Annotated in this window: 13 protein-coding genes; 5 read left to right on the forward strand and 8 right to left on the reverse strand. The window is 73.7% G+C overall.

From position 1 onward, the window contains the following. Window positions 1-18: 18 nt before the first annotated feature. Window positions 19-693 carry a TetR/AcrR family transcriptional regulator gene (locus tag H9657_RS06665; protein ID WP_191781654.1) on the reverse strand — a complete coding sequence of 225 codons (675 nt, stop codon included), beginning with the start codon at window positions 691-693 and terminating at the stop codon, window positions 19-21. A gap of 144 nt (window positions 694-837) precedes the next feature. Between H9657_RS06665 and H9657_RS06670 the strand changes: the two genes are divergently transcribed. Continuing rightward, complete coding sequence (locus H9657_RS06670; RefSeq protein WP_191781656.1) at window positions 838-3,600, forward strand: MMPL family transporter; 2,763 nt, start codon at window positions 838-840, stop codon at window positions 3,598-3,600. A 20-nt stretch (window positions 3,601-3,620) separates the two neighbouring features. After that, window positions 3,621-5,756: a YhgE/Pip family protein gene (locus H9657_RS06675; protein ID WP_191781658.1), complete on the forward strand. Its 2,136-nt coding sequence runs from the start codon at window positions 3,621-3,623 to the stop codon at window positions 5,754-5,756. Window positions 5,757-6,150: 394 nt separating this feature from the next. Here the strand turns inward: H9657_RS06675 and H9657_RS06680 are convergent, their stop codons facing one another. The 5 genes from H9657_RS06680 to H9657_RS06700 all read right to left on the reverse strand — a co-directional run bounded on the left by H9657_RS06680 (window position 6,151) and on the right by H9657_RS06700 (window position 12,290). Beyond that, window positions 6,151-7,200 carry an ABC transporter permease subunit gene (locus tag H9657_RS06680; protein ID WP_191781660.1) on the reverse strand — a complete coding sequence of 350 codons (1,050 nt, stop codon included), beginning with the start codon at window positions 7,198-7,200 and terminating at the stop codon, window positions 6,151-6,153. After that, on the reverse strand, window positions 7,197-8,315 hold the full coding sequence (locus H9657_RS06685; RefSeq protein ID WP_191781662.1) for an ABC transporter permease: 1,119 nt from the start codon (window positions 8,313-8,315) through the stop codon (window positions 7,197-7,199). The genes H9657_RS06680 and H9657_RS06685 overlap by 4 nt, the downstream gene beginning before the upstream one ends. Further along, the gene (locus H9657_RS06690) at window positions 8,312-9,898 is read right to left on the reverse strand and encodes a sugar ABC transporter ATP-binding protein (protein ID WP_191781664.1); all 1,587 of its coding nucleotides are present in this window, start codon (window positions 9,896-9,898) and stop codon (window positions 8,312-8,314) included. Before H9657_RS06690 ends, H9657_RS06685 begins: the two co-directional genes overlap by 4 nt. Before the next feature lie 76 nt (window positions 9,899-9,974). Beyond that, window positions 9,975-10,967 carry an ABC transporter substrate-binding protein gene (locus tag H9657_RS06695; RefSeq protein WP_191781666.1) on the reverse strand — a complete coding sequence of 331 codons (993 nt, stop codon included), beginning with the start codon at window positions 10,965-10,967 and terminating at the stop codon, window positions 9,975-9,977. A 252-nt stretch (window positions 10,968-11,219) separates the two neighbouring features. Then, on the reverse strand, window positions 11,220-12,290 hold the full coding sequence (locus H9657_RS06700) for a LacI family DNA-binding transcriptional regulator (protein WP_318241346.1): 1,071 nt from the start codon (window positions 12,288-12,290) through the stop codon (window positions 11,220-11,222). 94 nt (window positions 12,291-12,384) lie between these two features. Between H9657_RS06700 and H9657_RS06705 the strand changes: the two genes are divergently transcribed. From H9657_RS06705 to H9657_RS06715, 3 genes are all read left to right on the forward strand, one after another. After that, complete coding sequence (locus H9657_RS06705; RefSeq protein WP_318241347.1) at window positions 12,385-13,596, forward strand: alpha-hydroxy acid oxidase; 1,212 nt, start codon at window positions 12,385-12,387, stop codon at window positions 13,594-13,596. A 153-nt stretch (window positions 13,597-13,749) separates the two neighbouring features. Further along, window positions 13,750-16,038, forward strand: coding sequence for a rhamnogalacturonan lyase family protein (locus H9657_RS06710; RefSeq protein WP_191781668.1), 2,289 nt, complete (start codon window positions 13,750-13,752; stop codon window positions 16,036-16,038). Window positions 16,039-16,242: 204 nt separating this feature from the next. After that, entirely contained in the window at window positions 16,243-17,397 is a 1,155-nt protein-coding gene (locus H9657_RS06715; RefSeq protein WP_191781670.1) for a hypothetical protein, read from the forward strand. Window positions 17,398-17,508: 111 nt separating this feature from the next. On the opposite strand, the gene idi is transcribed toward H9657_RS06715, so the two are convergent. Next, window positions 17,509-18,027, reverse strand: coding sequence for an isopentenyl-diphosphate Delta-isomerase (gene idi, locus H9657_RS06720; protein WP_191781672.1), 519 nt, complete (start codon window positions 18,025-18,027; stop codon window positions 17,509-17,511). A gap of 130 nt (window positions 18,028-18,157) precedes the next feature. Further along, on the reverse strand, window positions 18,158-18,796 hold the full coding sequence (locus H9657_RS06725; RefSeq protein WP_191781674.1) for a hypothetical protein: 639 nt from the start codon (window positions 18,794-18,796) through the stop codon (window positions 18,158-18,160). Window positions 18,797-19,055 lie beyond the last annotated feature (259 nt).

The following is a 19,055-nucleotide window of genomic DNA, read 5'->3' on the forward strand; positions in this document are numbered from 1 at the left end:
CCCCCGCCGGGGAGCCGCTCAGAGGGGGATCGTGAGCCGGTCGGCGACCGTGGGCAGCCACGTCGCCGCCTCCGCGCGGGCGCGGGCGGCGGGCTGCGGGTCGCCCGAGAGGTCCGCGGCGTTCAGGTCAGCCAGGTAGCCCGCGGCGAGCACGCGCAGCACCTGCCGCGCCGGCAGGACGAGCCGGCGACCGAGGGTCGGCATGAGGCGCTCGATCTCGTCCGCGACCTCGTCGGTCATCTGCCGGTCCAGGTCGTGGTGGTGGCGCGCGATCTCGGGCTGGCGCATGGCGAGCAGCGTCAGCTCGGCGCTGATGACGCGCCAGCGGCGGTCGTCGGAGATGCGCTCGAGCAGGATCTCGAGGAACCGCGCCATCGCGTCCACGTCGATGCCGGCGCCCTGCTCGCACTCGGCCTGCGCGACCGCCAGGGCGCTGCGCAGCTCGTGCAGGCGGCGCTGGTGCTCGCGTGCGGCCAGCGCGAGCAGCAGCGCGTACTTGTTGTCGAAGTTGGAGTAGAACGCGCCGCGCGTGAAGCCGGCGCGCTCGCAGACGGCCTCGATCGACGTCGCGTCGACGCCCTCGTCGGCGAACAGGTCGAACGCGGCGTCGAGCAGGCGCTCGCGGGTGTGCCGGCGGCGGCGCGAGACGGTGGCGTCGGCGGTGCCGTCCACCGCGGTGCTGGTCTCGCTCATGCCGCCGTCCTCCGTTCGTCGTCCAGCAGGAGCGTACCGCTTCCGATACAGTCATGTATCGCATACAGTCCTGTATCGAGGCTGCGCTCGCGCGCGGCCGTCGGACGTCGCCGTCCTCCCCCTCCACCGCCCTCGGGAGCACCTGTGTCCTCTGCGCTCTACCGCCTCGGCCGGGCCGCGTTCGCGCGCCGGCGCGCCGTCATCGGCGCCTGGTTGGCGCTCCTGGTGCTGGTCGGCGCCGGCGCCCTGCTGCTGGGCGGCAAGCTCGACAACTCCGTCACGATCCCGGGCACCGAGTCGCAGGCCGCGCTCGACCGGCTCGCGGCGACGTTCCCGCAGGCCGCGGGCACGACCGCGCAGGTGCTGGTCGTCGGTGAGGACGGCGCGCAGGTCGACGACCCGGCCGTCGTCGCGGCCGTCCAGGACTCGATCGCGTCGTTCGCCGACGTCGAGGGCGTCACGTCCGCCGTCTCCCCCTTCGACACCGACACCCCCGGGGCGTCGGCCGTCAGCGAGGACGGCGAGGCCGCGCTCGTGACCATCTCGCTCGAGGGCGAGGGCGTGTCGATCGGCACCGACGTCAAGGACGAGCTGCGCTCGCTCGCCGACGACCTCGACACGGCCCTGCCCGACGGGTACGACGCGACGATCGGCGGGCAGCTCTTCTCCCAGGAGTTCCCCGGCCTGACGATCACCGAGGCGCTCGGCGTCGTCGTCGCCTTCGTCGTGCTGCTGCTCACGCTCGGCTCCTTCGCCGCCGCGGGCATGCCGCTGCTCAACGCGCTGCTGGGCGTCGGGCTGTCCACGCTCCTCGTGCTCGTCGCGGCCGCCTTCACGTCCGTCACCAGCACGACCCCGCTGCTGTCGCTCATGCTCGGGCTCGCCGTCGGCATCGACTACGCCCTGTTCATCGTGTCCCGGCACCGTGAGCTGCTGGCCACCGGCCTGCCGGCGCAGGAGGCCGCCGCGCGCGCCAACGCCACCGCGGGCTCCGCCGTGATCTTCGCGGGCCTGACCGTCATGATCGCGCTGGTCGGCCTCGGGGTCGCGGGCATCCCGTTCCTCACGGTCATGGGCGTCGCGGGCGCGGTCGCGGTCGGCGTCGCCGTCCTGGTGTCCATCACGCTGGTGCCCGCGATGCTGGGGGTCGCCGGCGAGCGCCTGCGCCCGCGCCCGTCGCGCCGCGCACGCCGCGCCGCCGGGGCCGCGGCTGCCGCGGAGGAGAGCAGCACGGAGCCGACCACGGAGCCCACGGGCGACTCCTGGGACCTCCCGGCGCACCACAACCGCTTCTTCGCCGGCTGGGTCCGGCTCGCCACCGCCCGGCCCTGGATCACGGTCGTCGTGACGGTCGGCGCGCTGCTCGCGCTCGCCTTCCCGGCCCTCGACCTGCGGCTCGCGCTGCCCGACGCGGGCGTCTCGCCCACCGACTCCTCGCAGCGCATCACGTACGACCGCATCACCGAGCACTTCGGCCCCGGCGCCAACGGCCCGCTCGTCGTCACCGGCAGCATCGTGACCAGCGAGGACCCGCTGCAGCTCATGCAGGACGTCGCGGACGAGCTGCGCGACCTGCCCGGCGTCGAGGACGTCCCGCTGGCCACGCCGAACGAGTCCATCGACACCGGCATCGTCCAGGTCGTGCCGACGACCGGTCCGACGGACCCCGAGACGGCCGAGCTGGTCAACGCGATCCGCGAGCTGCGCCCGTACATCCTCGACGAGTACGGCTTCGACCTGTCCGTCACGGGCTTCACCGCGGTCGGCATCGACGTGTCCGCCAAGCTCGGCGCGGCCCTGCTGCCCTTCGCGGTGTTCGTCGTCGGGCTCTCGCTCGTGCTGCTGACGATGGTGTTCCGTTCCGTCGCGGTGCCGCTCAAGGCGACCATCGGCTACCTGCTGTCCGTGGCCGCCGCGTTCGGTGTCGTGACCAGCGTCTTCGAGCACGGCATCGGCGCCGACCTGCTGCACGTCGCCAAGCTCGGGCCGATCATCTCGTTCATGCCCATCGTGCTGATGGGCGTGCTGTTCGGGCTCGCGATGGACTACGAGGTCTTCCTCGTGTCCCGCATCCGCGAGGACTACGTGCACAGCGGCGACGCCCGCGCGTCCATCCGCACGGGCTTCGTCGGCTCGGCCAAGGTCGTCACCGCGGCGGCGATCATCATGGTCGCGGTGTTCTTCGCGTTCGTCCCCGAGGGCGACATCAACATCAAACCCATCGCGCTCGGCCTGGCCGTGGGTGTCGCGGTCGACGCGTTCGTCGTGCGCATGACGCTCGTGCCCGCCGTGATGCAGATCCTCGGCGACCGCGCCTGGTGGATGCCGCGCCGCCTCGACCGCGTGCTCCCGTCGTTCGACGTCGAGGGCGAGGCGCTGCACCGCGAGCTCGGCCTGGCCTCGTGGCCGGGCGACCCGGACGTCGTCGTCGCCGCCCGCGACCTGCGCCTCGCGGTGGCCGACGGCAGCGACGTCGTGAACCTGGCCGTGCGGCGCGGTGACGCGCTCGTCGTGCACACCGACGAGCCGGCCCGCGTGGCGGCGCTGCTCCTGACCGTCGCCGGACGCCTGACGCCCGCGGGCGGCGACCTCAAGGTCGCGGGCCACCTGCTGCCGGTGCGCGCCGCCGCCGTGCGGCGCGCGGTCGGCTACGTGGACCTGCGGACCGAGGGCGTCGACGCGCTCGACGCCGCGGTCGCCGAGCGCCCGACCGTCCTCGCGGTCGACCGCACCGACCTCGTCACCGACCCCCACGAACGCGCCCACGCCGCCGCCGCCCTCGCGCGGGCCGTCGAGCAGGGCGCGACCCTGCTCCTCGGCGTCGTCGGCACCACCCCCGCCGACGACCTGCTCCCCGCCGGCAGCCCCGTCACCACCCTCGCGCCGTCCACCGGCGTCCTCGCGTGAGCGCGCAGGAAGGAACCCCGATGTCCCGCACCTCGGTGACCCCCCGACCCGTGCGGCGGTGGCCCGCCGTCGTCGTCGCGCTGGCCGCTCCGCTCGCCCTCGTCGTCATCCTGCTCGCGGCGTCCTGGGCGCCGGCGGACGGCCTGGCGCACGTCAAGGCCGCCGTGGTCAACCACGACGAGCCCGTGACGCTCGAGGGGCAGTACACGCCGCTCGGCCGCCAGCTCGCCGGTGCCCTCGTCGACGGCTCCGAGGTCGACGCCAACTACGAGTGGGTCGTCACGGACGACGCCGACGCGGCCGCGGGGCTCGACGACGGCACGTACGCGGCCGTCGTCACGATCCCCGAGAACTTCTCCGCGGCCGCGACGTCGTTCGCGTCCGGCGACGACGTGCAGCAGGCGACGATCGAGATCACCTCGCCGCCGGGGGCCACCGCGGTCGACCAGGCCGTCGCCGCGACCGTCACCACCACCGCGACGCGCGTGCTCGGCTCACAGCTGACCACCACGTACGTCGAGAACGTGCTCGTCGGCTTCACGACGCTGAGCGAGCAGCTCGGCGAGGCGGCCGACGGCGCGACACAGCTGGCCGACGGCGTCGGGCAGCTCGCGCAGGGCACGGGGCAGCTCGCGACCGGCGCCGACGGCCTCGCGGACGGCGCCGGGCAGCTCGCCGGCGGCACGCGCGAGCTGCGGAGCGGGTCGTACGACCTCGCGACGGGGACCGCACAGCTCGCGGGCGGTGCCCGCACCCTCGCCGACGGTGCCGGCGCGCTCGCCGACGGCGCCGGGCAGTCCGCCGCCGGGGCCCGCGACCTCGCGGACGGCCTGCGCCGGACCGCTGACGGCTCGACCGGTCTCGGCACGCTCGCCACGGGCGCCGCCGGGCTGGCCGACGGGATCGACGCGTCGCTCGCCGAGCTGCGTGCGACGCTGCCGCTCGTCGAGGGCGGGCTCGCGCAGGCGGACGCCGCGGTGCGGGACCTGGGCTGCGAGGCCGACCCGACGACCGACGGGTGCGTCGACGCACTCGTGCAGCGGGCCGTCCTGACGAGCCAGCGGACGACGCTGCAGGAGCAGATCGCCGGCCTGACCGAGCAGCTGGGCTACGTGCAGCAGATCGCGGGCGGGCTCGACCTCGCGGTCAACGGCGTCCCGGGTGACGCGACGCAGCCCGGCCTCGTCGCCGGTCTGCAGCAGCTCGCCGGGGGTGCCGAGCAGCTCGCGGGCGGCATCGACCAGCTCGCGGCCGGCACGTCCGACCTCGCGGGCGGTGCGTCGACCCTGGCGGGCGGTGCCTCGCAGCTCGCGGGCGGGTCGTCGCAGCTCGCGGCGGGCGTCGCGCAGCTCGACGGCGGCGCGGCGCAGCTCGCCGACGGCAGCGCACAGCTCGCCGACGGCGTCCGGCAGACGAGCGACGGTGCGACGCAGCTCGCGGACGGCACCGCGGAGCTCGGGACCGGGCTCGGCCAGGCGGTCGACCAGCTGCCGACGACGCCCGAGGACCAGCGCGCGGACCTGGCGCAGGTCGTCACGGCACCCGTCGCGGCGCCCGCAGCCGCGCTGTCCGCACCCCTGGGCCTCGTCTCGACGCTCGTCGCCGTGGCCCTGTGGATCGGTGCGCTCGTGCTCTTCCTCGTGTTCCGGCCCCTGCCGGTGCGCGTCGCGGGGTCGACGCGGTCGGCGTTCGCGCTGGTCGCCGGGTCGCTGGCCCTGCCCGCGGCGGTGTCGGCGGTCGCCGGTGCGGCCGTCGGGGCGGTCGCCGGTGCGATCACCGACCAGGGCGCCGGGCGCACGCTCGGGCTCGCGCTGGTCGGTGCGGTCGCGGCCGTCGCGCTCGCCGCGTTCCACCAGGCGGTCGCGGCGTGGTTCGGCACCGCCGGTCGCGTCGTCGCCGTGGTCGCGGGCTTCGCGTACCTCGTCGCCGGGCTCGCCGCCACGGTCCCCGCGTGGGTGGGCGGCACGGTCGGGTGGCTGCCGCTGGCGGCCACGTCGGACGCGCTCGGCACGGTCGTCGGCGAGTCGCCGGCGTCGCTGCTCGGGGCCGTCGTGGCCCTCGTGCTGTGGGCCGTCGCGAGCGCCCTGGCGACGGTCGGCGCCGCCGCCCGCGCCCGCCAGGCCGTCGGCCCCCGCACGGTCGCCGCCTACGCCTGACCGGATCGCTCTCTCACCCCGGTGGTGAGAGAGCGATCCAGCCCTCAAGTGGGTGGTGAAAGAGCAATCCAGCCCCCCAAGTGGGTGGTGAAAGAGCAATCCAGCCCCCCAAGTGGGCGACGAGAGAGCAATCCAACCCCCAAGTGGGCGACGAGAGAGCAATCCAACCCCCAAGTGGGTGGTGAAAGAGCAATCCAACCCCCAAGTGGGTGGCGAGGAAGCAATCCAACCCCCAAGTGGGTGGTGAGAGAGCAATCCAGCACGCCCGGAGGGCTTGGTGTGGGTCGCACCCGAGCTGGATTGCTCTCTCGGCCACGAAGAACTGCTCTCGCGGCCACGAAGGATTGCTCTGTCGGCCCCGACTGGATTGCTCTCTCGCCCCCACAAGAGGGGGTCAGCGGCGGCGGACCGCCAGGACGCGCTGGAGGATGACGAACGCGAGCAGGACGACGCCGATGAAGACGCGGGTCCACCAGGAGTCCAGGCCCTCGCGGGCGATGAGCACCTGGATGAGGCCGTAGACCAGCACGCCCGCGCCGGTGCCGAGCACGAAGCCCACGCCGCCGGACAGCAGCGTGCCGCCGATGACGACCGCCGCGATCGCGTCGAGCTCCATGCCGATGCCCGTGAGGTTGAACCCGGACTTCGTGTAGAGCGCGAACAGGACGCCCGCGATGCCGGCGCACGTGCCCGAGATGACGTACACCCAGACGCGCGTGCGCGCGGGGCGCAGGCCCATGAGGTTGACCGCCGCTCCCCCGTCGCCCGCGCCGAGCCCGTACACGGACCGGCCGAACCGCGTGTAGTGCAGCACCAGGAACGCGATGAGCAGCACCGCCAGCGCGATGACCATGCTGGCGTTGATGCGCCACAGCTGGCGCCCCTCGCCGAACTTCAGGCCCCATGCCGCGAGCGCCGAGAAGCCCTCGTCGTCGATCTTCAGCGAGTTGACGCTGATGACGTTGGCCAGGCCGCGCGCGAGGAACATCACGGCGAGCGACGCGATGAAAGGTTGGATGTCGAACATCTGCACCATCACGCCGATGAGGAGCCCGCACGACGTGCCGATGAGCACGCCGACGACGAGCACGACGGGCAGCGGCAGGCCGGCGGTGAACATCTCGGCGATCGACAGCCCGACCAGCGCGACGACCGCGCCCACGGACAGGTCGATCCCGCCGGTGAGGATGACGAACGTCATGCCCACGGCCAGCACCAGCAGGTAGGAGTTGTCGACCAGCAGGTTCGACAGCAGCTTCATGCTGACGAAGTCGACGCGGTCGGTGGAGTACCGCTGCTGGCCGACGCCCAGCATGAGCGCGAGCGTCAGCAGCGTGCCGAGCACGGGCAGGAACCGCCGGTCCAGGCCGCTCAGCGCGCGCCGCGCGCGGTGCACGACGCCGTCGCCCGTCCGCTCGGTGCGGACCATCTCGTCGGTGCTCATGCCGTCACCTCCGCGGCGCTCACGGGCTCGACCGGGGCGGCGGGGGTGTCGACGCGGTCGGCGCGCCGCCGGCCGCGCAGCATGGCCCGCAGCGTCGGGGACGCCGCGACGCACACCGCGATGAGCACGATGGCCTTGAACAGCGGCGTCGTCTGCGAGGGCAGCTGGAAGATGATGACGGCCCGCTCGAGCGAGCTCAGCAGCATCGCGCCGACGAGCAGACCACCGAGGTAGAACCGCCCGCCGTCGAGCTTGGTGCCCCCGAGCACGACGACCATGATCGCGTCGAGCTCCTTCATCAGGCCGATGTTGTTGGCGTCGGCCGCCATGGTCGGGGCGCCGTAGACGAGACCCGCGAGTGCCGCGAGGACGCCCGCGATGACGTAGACGGTCCACGTGGTGCGGCGCGACCGCACACCCGCGAGGCGGCTGGCCTCGCGGTTGATGCCGATGGACTCGAGGAACATCCCGAGCGCGGTGCGTCGCACCACGAGGGCGACGACGACGAACGCGGCCACGGCGATGACGACGGGGGTCGGGACGCCGAGCACGAAGCCGGAGCCGATCGTCTTGAACGGCGGGCTCGTGACCGTCGTGATCTGCCCCTGCGTGATGAGCATCGCGATGCCGCGCCCGGCGACCATGAGGATCATGGTCGCGATGAACGGCTGGATGCCCAGGCCCGCGACCATGGCACCGTTGAACGCCCCGCCGATGGCCCCGACGACCAGGCCCAGCAGGACGGCCGTGAGCACCGTCCCGATGTTCGACGGGTCCGCCGCGGTGTCGAGGTAGGTGAGCGAGACGGCCAGGCCGATCGCCATGACGGCACCCACCGACAGGTCGATGCCGCCGGTCGCGATGACCAGGCACATGCCGAGGGCCAGCAGCAGCGGCGTCGCGCTGTTGCGCAGCAGGTCGACGAGCTGACCGAACAGGTGCCCGTCGCGGACGGTCACGTCGAGGAAGCCGGGGCTCGCGACACCGCACGCGAGCAGCAGCAGGACGAGCGCGAGGACGGGCCAGAACAGCCCGTGCCGGGTGACCTCGTGCCAGACGGCGGTGGCGCGGGACGGCCCGGGCGACGGCGTCGCCGCGGGGGTGGTCGGGGTCATGCGTGGGCTCCGCTCTGGGGGACCGTCGCGGGGACGGTCGCGGCGATCGTCTCGAGGATCGTGGACGTCGTGACGTCGTCGGCGTTGACGAGGTCGTCGACCTTCCGGCGGTCCCGCATGACGACGAGCCGCTGGCTCAGGCGCAGGACCTCCTCGAGCTCCGAGGAGATGAAGACGACGGACATGCCGTCCTGGGCGAGCTCGGTGACGAGCTTCTGGATCTCGGCCTTGGCGCCGACGTCGATGCCGCGCGTCGGCTCGTCCAGGATGAGCAGGCGCGGCGCCGTGGCGAGCCACCGCGCGAGCAGCACCTTCTGCTGGTTGCCGCCCGACAGGTTGCGGATGAGGGCGTGCGGGTTGGGGGGCGTGATCTGCAGCGCCGTGATGTAGCGCGCGACGATGTCGTCGAGCTGGCGGCGCGGGATGCGGCGCCACGTGCCGCGCCGGGCCTGGATCGCCAGCGCGATGTTCTCGCGAACCGTCAGGTCCCCGACGATCCCCTCCTTCTTGCGGTCCTCGGTCGAGTAGGCGATGCCGTGCGCGAGCGCGGCGAGCGGGGACGTGAGCCGCGTGAGCGTGCTCTGGACGTGGACGTCGCCCGTGTCGGGGCGGTCCGCGCCGGCGAGCAGCCGCGCCATCTCGGTCCGCCCCGAGCCGAGCAGGCCCGCGACGCCGAGGATCTCGCCCGCGTACAGGTTGACGTCGAACGGCTGGACGGACCCGTTCTTGCCCAGGCCGACGGCGGTGAGGAAGGGCGTCTCGCGCTCGGAGTGGATCGTGATGGTCGAGCGCGCCTTCTCCTCGATCCCGGCCAGCGCCTCGCCGGACCGGCCGATCATCGCGGCGATGAGCTCGCGGCGCGGCAGGTCCTCGATGCGGTGCTCGCCGACGAACCGGCCGTTGCGCAGCACGGTGACGCGGTCGGAGATCTCGTAGATCTGGTCGAGGAAGTGCGAGACGAACAGCACGGCGACGCCGTCGTCCTTGAGCCGGCGCACGACGCGGAACAGCTCGGCGACCTCGGCGTTGTCCAGGCTCGACGTCGGCTCGTCGAGGATGAGCACCTTGGCGTCGACGACCAGCGCACGGGCGATCGCACACAGCTGCTGCACCGCGATGGTGTGCGACGACAGCATCGAGCGCGGGTCGATGTCGAGGTTGAGACGCGCGAGGAACTCGGCGGCGCGCCGGCGCGTGGTGCGCCAGTCGATGAACGGTCCGCGACGCGACTCGTGGCCGAGCATGACGTTCTCGGCCACCGTGAGGTTCGCGCAGAGGTTGACCTCCTGGTAGACGGTCGAGATGCCGGCGGCCTGCGCCTGGCTGGGCCCGTCGAACCGCAGGTCCTGACCGTCGACCGCGATGCGGCCGGAGTCGATGGAGTAGACGCCGGTGAGCGCCTTGATGAGGGTCGACTTGCCGGCGCCGTTCTCGCCCATGAGGGCGTGGACCTCACCCGGGAACAGCCGGAAGTCGACGTCGTCGAGGGCCTTGACGCCGGGGAAGGCGATCGAGATACCCGTCATCTGCACGACGGGCGCGGTCGGCGCGGGGGCGGGACCGGCGGGGGGTGCTGCGGACATCGGTGTCCTCTCCTGCTCGACGGGCGTCCCTGGCGCACCGGCCGTGGGCCGGCGCGCCCGGGACGTCGCTCGCACGTCAGTACGCGCGCGCGTCCACGTCGGCCTGCGTGATCGTCTGGTCGAACGCCTTGTCGATCACGATGGTCTCCTTGGGCACGTCCTCGCCGTCCGCGACCTTCGTGATGAGCTCGGCGAGCTGGTCGCCGAACACGGGGTTGCACTCGACGACGTAGTTGAACTTCTTGTCGACGAGCGCCTGCAGCCCGTCGCGCACGCCGTCGACGGACACGATCTGGATGTCCTTGCCGGGCACCTTGCCGGCGGCCTCGATGGCCTCGATGGCACCCAGGCCCATGTCGTCGTTGTGCGTGAAGATCATCGTCATGTCGGGGTACGCCTGCAGCGCGGCCTCGACGGCCGTCTTGCCCTCGGCACGCGTGAAGTTGCCCGACGCCTTGCCGATGATCTGCTCGCCGACGACCTCGCCGAAGCCCTCCTCGCGGTCGACCTGGGCACCGGAGCCGAGCGTGCCCTGCAGCTCGAAGATCTTGGCGTCGGGCGCGTTCTCGGCCACCCACTCGCCGGCGGTGGTGCCCTCGGCCTTGAAGTCGGCACCGATCCAGGTGACGAACGGGTCGTCGACCGTGGTGTCGACGGTGCGGTCGACGAGCACGACGGGGATGCCCGAGTCCTTGATCTCCTGGAGCACCTCGTCCCAGCCCGTCTCGATGACCGGCGAGAACGCGATGACGTCGACGTCCTGGGCGACGAAGTCGCGCAGCGCCTTGATCTGGTTCTCCTGCTTCTGCTGCGCGTCGACGAACGTCAGGTCGAACCCGGCGTCCTCCGACAGGCTCTCCTTGACGGACTCGGTGTTGGCGGTGCGCCAGCCGGACTCGGCACCGAGCTGCGAGAAGCCGACCCGGATGAGGTCGCTGCCGCCCTCGTCCCCGCCGTCCCCGCCGTCGCCCGACGTGTCCGAACCGCCGCCACAGGCCGCCAGGGCCAGGACCGTGAACGTCGCCACGACACCGGCGAGACCGGTGCGTGCGCGGTTGATGCCCTTCATGCAACTCCTCCTCGAGCAGCTCGGCCGACCTCTTCGTCGACCCTTCCAGGGATGCGTGACGGGATGAGTGTGAACGTTCTCAAGGGGGACGTCAACGCACAGAGGTTGCGTTTCGGTCACGAGCGTCGCCGCAGGCCAGGGGCCAGAAACAGCGAGAACCACCCGTCCGTGTGAGCGATCACATCGGAACGACGTCCTCACCTGCGCCGATGCTGCGCGCCCTCCTGCCGACGTACCTCCTCTCCCCGAGCCTCAGAGCAGCACCCGCGACGGGTGGCGCGGCGGCGCCGTGCTCTCGCGGACCAGCAGCCGCGGCGAGACCGACACCGACGACGAGGTGGCCACACCGTCGCGCGCGTCCAGCAGCAGCTCGACGCAGCGGTAGCCCAGCTCCTCGAGCTCCTGCGCGACCGTCGTCAGCGGGGGGACGAAGTGCGCCGAGCCGTCGCCGTCGTCGTACCCGACCACCGACACGTCGTCCGGCACCTTGAGGCGCGCGTCCGCGAGCGCGTGCATCATCCCCAGCGCCAGCAGGTCGTTGGCCGCGAAGATCGCGGTCGGCAGGGACGAGCGCCGGCGTCGCACGCGCGCCACGAGCTCCTGCCCCGCGAGGTAGCCGACCTCGGCGCTCCAGTCGTCGGCCCACAGCGTCCGCGGCGCGAGCCCGGCGGCAGCCATCGTCTCGCGGAAGCCGACCGCGCGGGCGCGCGCGTCGACCCACGGCGCCGGGCCCGCGAGGTGCAGCACGTCGCGGTGCCCCAGGTCCAGCAGGTGCCGCGTCGCGACCTTCGCACCCGCCTCCTGGTCGATCGCGACCGCCAGGCCGTGCTCACCGCCCGTACGGCCCGCGACGACGACCGGCACCTGCGTCGTGGACTCGAGCACCGCGGCGGCCGCCTCGTCGTGCGACGCGATGACCACGATCCCGTCGACGCCCTGGTCCAGCAGGTGCTCGATGGCCGACGTGACCTCGTCCTTGTGCTGCAGGTCGACCGTCGCGAGGGACACGAACAGCCCCTTGGCGCGCGCGGCCTGCTCGATGGACACGAGCGTGCGCGTCGGGCCGAAGAGGTGCGAGCCGGACGAGACGACCCCGAAGACGCCCGTGCGCCGCGTCTTGAGCGCGCGCGCCGCGATGTTGCGGCGGTAGCCGAGCTGCTGCATGGCATCGAGCACGCGCTCGCGCGTGTCCGTGGCGACGTTGGGGTGGTTGTTGATGACCCGGGAGACCGTCTGGTACGACACGCCCGCCACCGTGGCCACGTCCGTGATGGCAGGGGGCCGCGGACGGGCGTTCGCGGGCGACAGGGGCGGCGTGCTCACCGGCCCAGCCTCGCACGTCCGGCCTACCGTGGGAGCGGGTCCCGCCGACGCGTCTCGTCGCGAGCGCGCACGAGCACCCCCGAGAGGAGCCCCCGTGACCGACCGCCGGCTGCCGAGATGGTCCGAGCTCGCGCCCCTGATGCGGCCCCAGCCGCTGCGACTGGACCCCGTGCAGCGCCGCCTCGAGGACGCCCTGACCATCGCCGACCTGCGCCGCGTCGCCCGGCGTCGCACGCCCCGCGCGGTCTTCGACTACACCGACGGTGCCGCCGAGGGCGAGCTCACGCTGCGGCGCGCGCGGCGTCTGTTCCGCGACCTCGAGCTGCGCCCGTCGATCCTGCAGGACGTCTCGCACGTCGACACCACGACGTCCTACCTCGGGCGCCCGTCGGCGCTGCCGTTCGCGTTCGCCCCGACGGGGTTCACGCGGCTCATGCACCACGAGGGTGAGCGGGCCGTCGTGCGCGTCGCGCAGCGCCGCGACGTCCCGTACGCGCTGTCGACCATGGGCACGACGTCGATCGAGGACGTCGCCGCGGCCGCCCCCGACGCGCGCCGGTGGTTCCAGCTCTACGTCTGGAAGGACCGCGCGGCGGGCGAGGACCTCATGGCCCGCGCCAAGGCGTCCGGGTACGAGGCGCTCATGCTGACCGTCGACGTGCCCGTGGCGGGAGCGCGGCTGCGCGACGTGCGCAACGGGTTCTCCATCCCGCCGTCCCTGACGGCGCGGACGGTGCTCGACGCCGCCACGCACCCGGCCTGGTGGGTGAACCTGCTGACCACGGACCCGCTGACCTTCGCGTCGCTCAGCTCGTGGAGCGGGACCGTGGCCGACCTGCTCGACAAGCTCTTCGACCCGACCATGACCATCGCCGACCTCGAGTGGCTGCGTGCGTCGTGGGACGGCCCGCTGATCATCAAGGGCGTCCAGACCGTCGAGGACGCGCGCCGCGTGACCGACGCCGGGGCCGACGCGGTCGTGCTGTCCAACCACGGCGGCCGGCAGCTCGACAAGGCGCCCGTGCCGCTGCGCCTGCTGCCCGACGTGCTCGACGCGGTCGGCGACCGCACCGAGGTGTGGGTCGACACCGGCATCACGCACGGGTCGGACGTCGTGGCCGCGCTCGCGCTCGGGGCCCGCGCGACGCTCGTCGGGCGCGCGTACCTCTACGGCCTCATGGCCGGCGGCGAGCGCGGCGTCGACCGCGCGGTCGAGATCCTCGAGCGCGAGGTGCGCCGCACGATGGCGCTGCTCGGCGTGGGCGACGTCGCGTCGCTCACGCCGCAGCACGTGCGCCTGCCCTGATCACGTCGAAGCGTTTCACGACCCTGTCGCCGGTGGGCGGCCCCCCTAGCGTCGTCGACGCCCGGCAGGGCTGCCTCCTCCCGGGGCCGGCACCGGACCGGGTCAGATCCTCCGCGACGCGGAAGCGGAGGACACGACGAAGGGTCAGGACCGATGCAACGACGAAGGACAGCAGCGTTCGCCGCGGTGGCGGCAGCCGCCGTCGCGGGGCTGGGGACCGCACCGGCGGCCTCCGCCGCCGTGGCCTGCAAGGTCACCTACACGGTGACCAACCAGTGGCAAGGAGGGTTCGGGGCGGACGTGCGCGTCGACAACCTCGGCGACCCGCTCACCGGGTGGACGCTGACCTGGGCGTTCACCGGCGGCCAGAGCGTGCAGCAGGCCTGGAACGGCACGGCGACACAGTCCGGCGCGCAGGTGGCCGTGACGAACGCCGCCTGGAACGGCGCCGTCGGGTCCGGCGGGCAGATCGCCTTCGGCTTCAACGGTGCGTCCGACGGCACCACCAACCCCGTGCCGACGTCGTTCGTGCTCAACGGCACGACGTGCACGGGGTCGGTCACGCCGACGACGGCCCCCACCACGGCCACGCCGACCGCCTCCCCCACGCAGCAGCCGACGCCCACGTCGTCGCCCACGCCCACGCAGCAGCCGACGCCCACGCCACCGCCGACCGGCACGCCGAACCCCGTCCCGACGACGCCCGTGGCCGGTGCGCGCCAGCTCGAGGACCTCGACCGCGGCCTCATCTCCGTGCGGTCCGGCGACGGCAACCTCGTGCAGTGGCGCCTGCTCGGCTACGAGGACCGCGGCACCGGGTTCCACGTCTACCGCGACGGCACGCGCATCACGTCGTCGCCGGTCACGGGCTCGACCAACCACCTCGACGCCGGCGCGTCGGCGACGGCCCGGTACACGGTCCGCGCGGTCGAGAACGGCGCGGAGCGTGCGGTCTCCGCACCGTCGCTCAACCTGGGCAGCGGCTACCTCGACGTCCCCGTCCAGCGCCCGTCGTCCAGCCACGTCATCAACGACGGGTCCGTCGGGGACCTCGACGGCGACGGCGACCTCGACGTCGTCCTGAAGTGGGACCCGTCGAACGCCAAGGACAACAGCCAGGCGGGCGTCACCGGCAACGTCTACCTCGACGGCGTGACGCTGCAGGGCCAGCGCCTGTGGCGCATCGACCTGGGCCGCAACATCCGCGCCGGTGCGCACTACACGCAGTTCCAGGTCTACGACTACGACGGCGACGGCAAGGCCGAGGTGGCCGTCAAGACGGCCGACGGCACACGCTCGGGCACGGGCCAGGTCATCGGCAACGCCAATGCCGACCACCGCAACGGCGAGGGCTACGTGCTGGCCGGGCCGGAGTACTTCACGGTCTTCCGCGGTGACACCGGCGCGGTCGGCGCAACCACGGACTACGTGCCGCCCCGCGGGACGGTGTCGAGCTGGGGCGACTCGTACGGCAACCGCGTCGACCGCTTCCTCGCCGGCACCGCGTACCTCGACGGGCAACGGCCGTCGATCATCATGGCGCGCGGCTACTACACGCGTGCCGTCGTCGTCGCGTGGGACTACCGCGACGGGCAGCTGACCCGCCGGTGGACCTTCGACTCGTCCAGCTCGACGCCCGGCAACTCGGCCTACGCCGGGCAGGGCAACCACTCCCTGTCCGTCGCGGACGCCGACGGCGACGGGCGTGACGAGATCCTCTACGGTGCCGCCGCGATCGACGACGACGGGCGCGGCCTGTGGAGCAACGGCACGGGCCACGGTGACGCCGGGCACGTCGGCGACCTCGTGCCGTCACGCCCCGGGCTCGAGTACTTCAAGGTCACGGAGTCCAGCAACCAGCCGAACATGTGGGTGGCCGACGCCCGCACCGGCACCACGTTGTGGCGCAGCCCGTCCGGCTCGGACAACGGACGCGGCGTCGCCGCCGACGTCTGGGCCGGCAGCCCCGGCGCGGAGGCCTGGTCGTCGGCCGAGGCGGACCTGCGCAACGCCGCCACCGGCGCGGCCGTGGGCCGCAAGCCGTCGTCGGCCAACTTCCTGGCCTGGTGGGACGGCGACCCCGTCCGTGAGCTGCTCGACGGCACGAAGGTCGACAAGTACGGCACCGGCGGTGAGACCCGCCTGCTGACGGGGTCCGACGTGCGGTCGAACAACGGCACCAAGTCGACGCCCGTGCTGTCGGGCGACATCCTGGGCGACTGGCGCGAAGAGGTGATCTGGGCGCGGTCCGACGAGGGCGCGCTGCGCATCTACGCGACGCCGGTCACCACGTCGCACCGCGTGCACACGCTGCTGCACGACTCGATGTACCGGGTCGCGCTCGCCTGGCAGAACACCGCGTACAACCAGCCGCCGCACCCGTCGTTCTTCCTGGGCGACCCGTTCACGGCTCCCCCGCAGCCCCGGCTGTACGTCCGCTGACGCAACTGGATTGCTCTCTCACGCCCGGGGGTGGGGGTGGGGGCCCAAGACTCCGCCCCCACCCTCTGGCGCACCCGCCCCCCAGGGGCGTGAGAGAGCAATCCAGTCACGGGTCCGTCCACCCGTCGTCCGCCGCAGCGCCGCGGGGTACGTCACCGACCGCGGCACGCTCTGATGTGTGAGGGTGTGCGACGGGAGGACGACGTGACCGACAGCATCGACCCGGCGCGCGCGGCGTACGCGTTCGCCAACAGGTTCGTCAACGTGCTCGTCACGCTGCCGAACGGCACGGCCGTCCGGACCGCCGGCCGGTGCGGCGGCATGTCGTACTCGGTGCTCGACCACGTCACGTCGGGACGCGACGTGCCGACGTGGCCCGCCGGTCTGTTCGCGCCCGGACGCGTGCCGCCCGACGGGCACCTCGTGGCCGACCACCTGCGGGCCCGGCAGCTCGACTCCTTCCGGTCGGTCTCGGCGCTGCGGTTCGTCACGTGGTCGGCGCTGCCGGACCGCGATCTCGGGCCACTGGCGGGCGTCCGCCCGCGGCCGCGGCGCGCGCGGCCGGGGCGCCTGCTCACCCGCGCCCCGGGCCGGCCCCGGGTGCTCGGGATGGTCGTCGCCCGCCACCCGCTGCGCTCGGGCGACAACCACCAGGTCGTCGCGACGGGCTTCTCGCGCGGCGCCACGGGGCCGGTCCTCACGCTGATCGACCCCAACAGCCCGGGGCGCGAGGTGAGCCTGGTCGAGACGCCCGAGGGCTGGCGCGCGAGCAACGGGCGGCTGTGGCGCGGGTTCTTCCGGCACGCCTACGCCCCGCGCACGCCCCCTGCCCTGCCCAGCGCGTCACGCCGGCCGACGGTCCGCGTCCGGTCGGGTGCGCCGCTCGCGCTCGCGCACGTCGCGACGGGCCGGCTGCTCGTCGTCGCCGAGGGCGGGCCCGCGCTGCGCGCCACGGGCACGACGACGTGGACGCCCACGGGCGGTCCCGCGCTGCTCACCGACGGGGCCACGGTCCGGCTCGTCACCGACGACCGCGCACTCACCGTGGTGGGCACGAGGCCCGTGCTGGGCCCGGCGCACGAGGCCGTGGCGGGCGGTCCTGCCGACCAGGCCGCGGCGGACGGCGCTGCTGCGGACGGCACGGCGGACGGCTGGCGCGTGGTCGTCGACGGCGGCGGCCCGTGGCGCCAGGGCTCACGGGTACGGCTCCTGCACACCGCGACAGGCGTGCTCCTCGCGGGCACGGCCGACGCCCTGACGACGTCCTGGACCCCCGACACCTGCACGTGGTGGACGATCGCCACCCCACCACCTGACCACCCACCCGCCCACCGCGGCACCCACCGCCGAGCGCGGTAGACACGCGCCGAGCGCACGGGAAACAACAGCCGCGCTCGAGCGGTACGTACCGCGCTCGGCGGGGGTGGTGGGGTGCGGGGTGCGTCAGGGGGTGGTGGGGTGCGGGGTGCGTCAGGGGGTGGGGGGCAGGAGGCGCAGGACGTCGGCGAACCACGGGGTCGCGCGGCCCGCTGCCACCAGCTCGTGCGCCTGCTCCAGCGTGACCCACTCGGTCTGGGAGACCTCGGCGGGGTCGGGGCGCAGCTCTCCGCTGCAGCGGCCCACGATGACGTGGTCGTGCTCGCACTCGACGTGGCCCGACGTCGCGTCGGCCGCGCGGTACCGGAAGGCGCCGACCTCGCGCGCGTCGACGAGCTCGACACCGAGCTCCTCGCGCACGCGCAGCGCCGCGCGCTCGTGCAGGTCCGCGCCCGGCAGCGGGTGGCCGCAGCACGAGTTGGTCCACAGGCCCGGGAAGCGCAGCTTGGCGTCGGCGCGGCGCTGCAGCAGGATCCGCCCGTCGGGCCGGGTGAGCACCACGGAGAAGGCCCGGTGCAGATGCCCCGGCGCGGCGTGCGCCTCCCCCACCGTCGCGGTGCCCGTGCCGTTCCCGTCCTCGTCGACCAGCTCGACCAGGTCCGTCTCCGCCATCGCGTCCAGCCCTCCCGCTCGCGTCCGCCGGGCCTGCGTCGGACGCGGCAGGCGGGGCCGGGGGCCGCAGACGCCTACGGTGACCGGTCCCGGCGGCGGGGGCAAGTCGGCCCGTCCCGCGCGGACGCGGTCAGGGCAGCGAGACGGTCGTCCGACCGGTCTCCCGCAGACCGGCCAGGGCCTCGCGGGCGCCGTCGAGCAGGAACCCGCACGCGTCGGTGGGCCACCGCACGTGCACGGCGCGGTCGTCCGCGTCGAGCAGGTAGAGCACCGGAACGACCTCGAACATCGCCATGCACGCCTGGTCGGGGCGCGCGGGGACGTCCCGGCGCGCGAGCTGCGCGAGCAGCGGACCGAGGTCGCCCCCCAGCCGCACGACGTCCACGGACGTGCCCGCGGGCGGCGGTGTCCCCAGGTCCTCGCCACCGGGGACCGGCAGGTCGCCCGGCTCCAGAACCTGCGGCGGCTCCGGCGCCGGGAGCACGCGCACCTCGGGCATCCGGCACTCGACGGCGGCGACCGGCGCGAACCCCTCGGGCACCCTCCCCGCGCGCGGTGCGGCGGGCAGCCCCTCACCGTCGCCGGTCCCGAGAGCCGCGAGCGTCTCGCGCACGGCGCAGTCGGCCGCGTCCGCGATCTCGGCGGGCGGCGTGCTCGTAGACGGTCCCGCGCACGCCGTCAGCAGCACGCCGACCCCCAGCACGCCGATCCCCAGCACGGCGACCCACCGCGCCGCTCCGACGTCCCGCACCCACGTCCGCGCTCGCACGCCGCCAGCCTGCCCGACGCCGCCCCGCCGCGGCAGGTGCCACCCGGGGGTCACCCGCACGGACGCCCTGTCTCAGGATGCGATCACCGGGTTATTCCCGACCATTCCTGTATGTCATTGTCATCCTCATGACCACCGCCCCGCACCCCGCCGCAGCGCCCGTGCTGCTCGCGCGTGCGTGTCGGTCGTGTCCGGCCACGAGCTGTCGCTGACCAGCGACCCTCCGCCCTCGACCTCGCCGCGCCAGGACGCGACGCCG

Source organism: Cellulomonas avistercoris, from assembly GCF_014836445.1.
Taxonomy (GTDB): Bacteria; Actinomycetota; Actinomycetes; order Actinomycetales; family Cellulomonadaceae; genus Cellulomonas; species Cellulomonas avistercoris.

Excerpts from the sequence above, each read along its gene's own strand:
- H9657_RS06685 (WP_191781662.1), bottom strand. The coding sequence starts at position 8,315 with ATGACCCCGACCACCCCCGCGGCGACGCCGTCGCCCGGGCCGTCCCGC.
- idi (WP_191781672.1), bottom strand. The coding sequence starts at position 18,027 with ATGGCGGAGACGGACCTGGTCGAGCTGGTCGACGAGGACGGGAACGGC.
- H9657_RS06680 (WP_191781660.1), bottom strand. The coding sequence starts at position 7,200 with ATGAGCACCGACGAGATGGTCCGCACCGAGCGGACGGGCGACGGCGTC.
- H9657_RS06690 (WP_191781664.1), bottom strand. The coding sequence starts at position 9,898 with ATGTCCGCAGCACCCCCCGCCGGTCCCGCCCCCGCGCCGACCGCGCCC.
- H9657_RS06665 (WP_191781654.1), bottom strand. The coding sequence starts at position 693 with ATGAGCGAGACCAGCACCGCGGTGGACGGCACCGCCGACGCCACCGTC.
- H9657_RS06695 (WP_191781666.1), bottom strand. The coding sequence starts at position 10,967 with ATGAAGGGCATCAACCGCGCACGCACCGGTCTCGCCGGTGTCGTGGCG.
- H9657_RS06675 (WP_191781658.1), top strand. The coding sequence starts at position 3,621 with ATGTCCCGCACCTCGGTGACCCCCCGACCCGTGCGGCGGTGGCCCGCC.
- H9657_RS06710 (WP_191781668.1), top strand. The coding sequence starts at position 13,750 with ATGCAACGACGAAGGACAGCAGCGTTCGCCGCGGTGGCGGCAGCCGCC.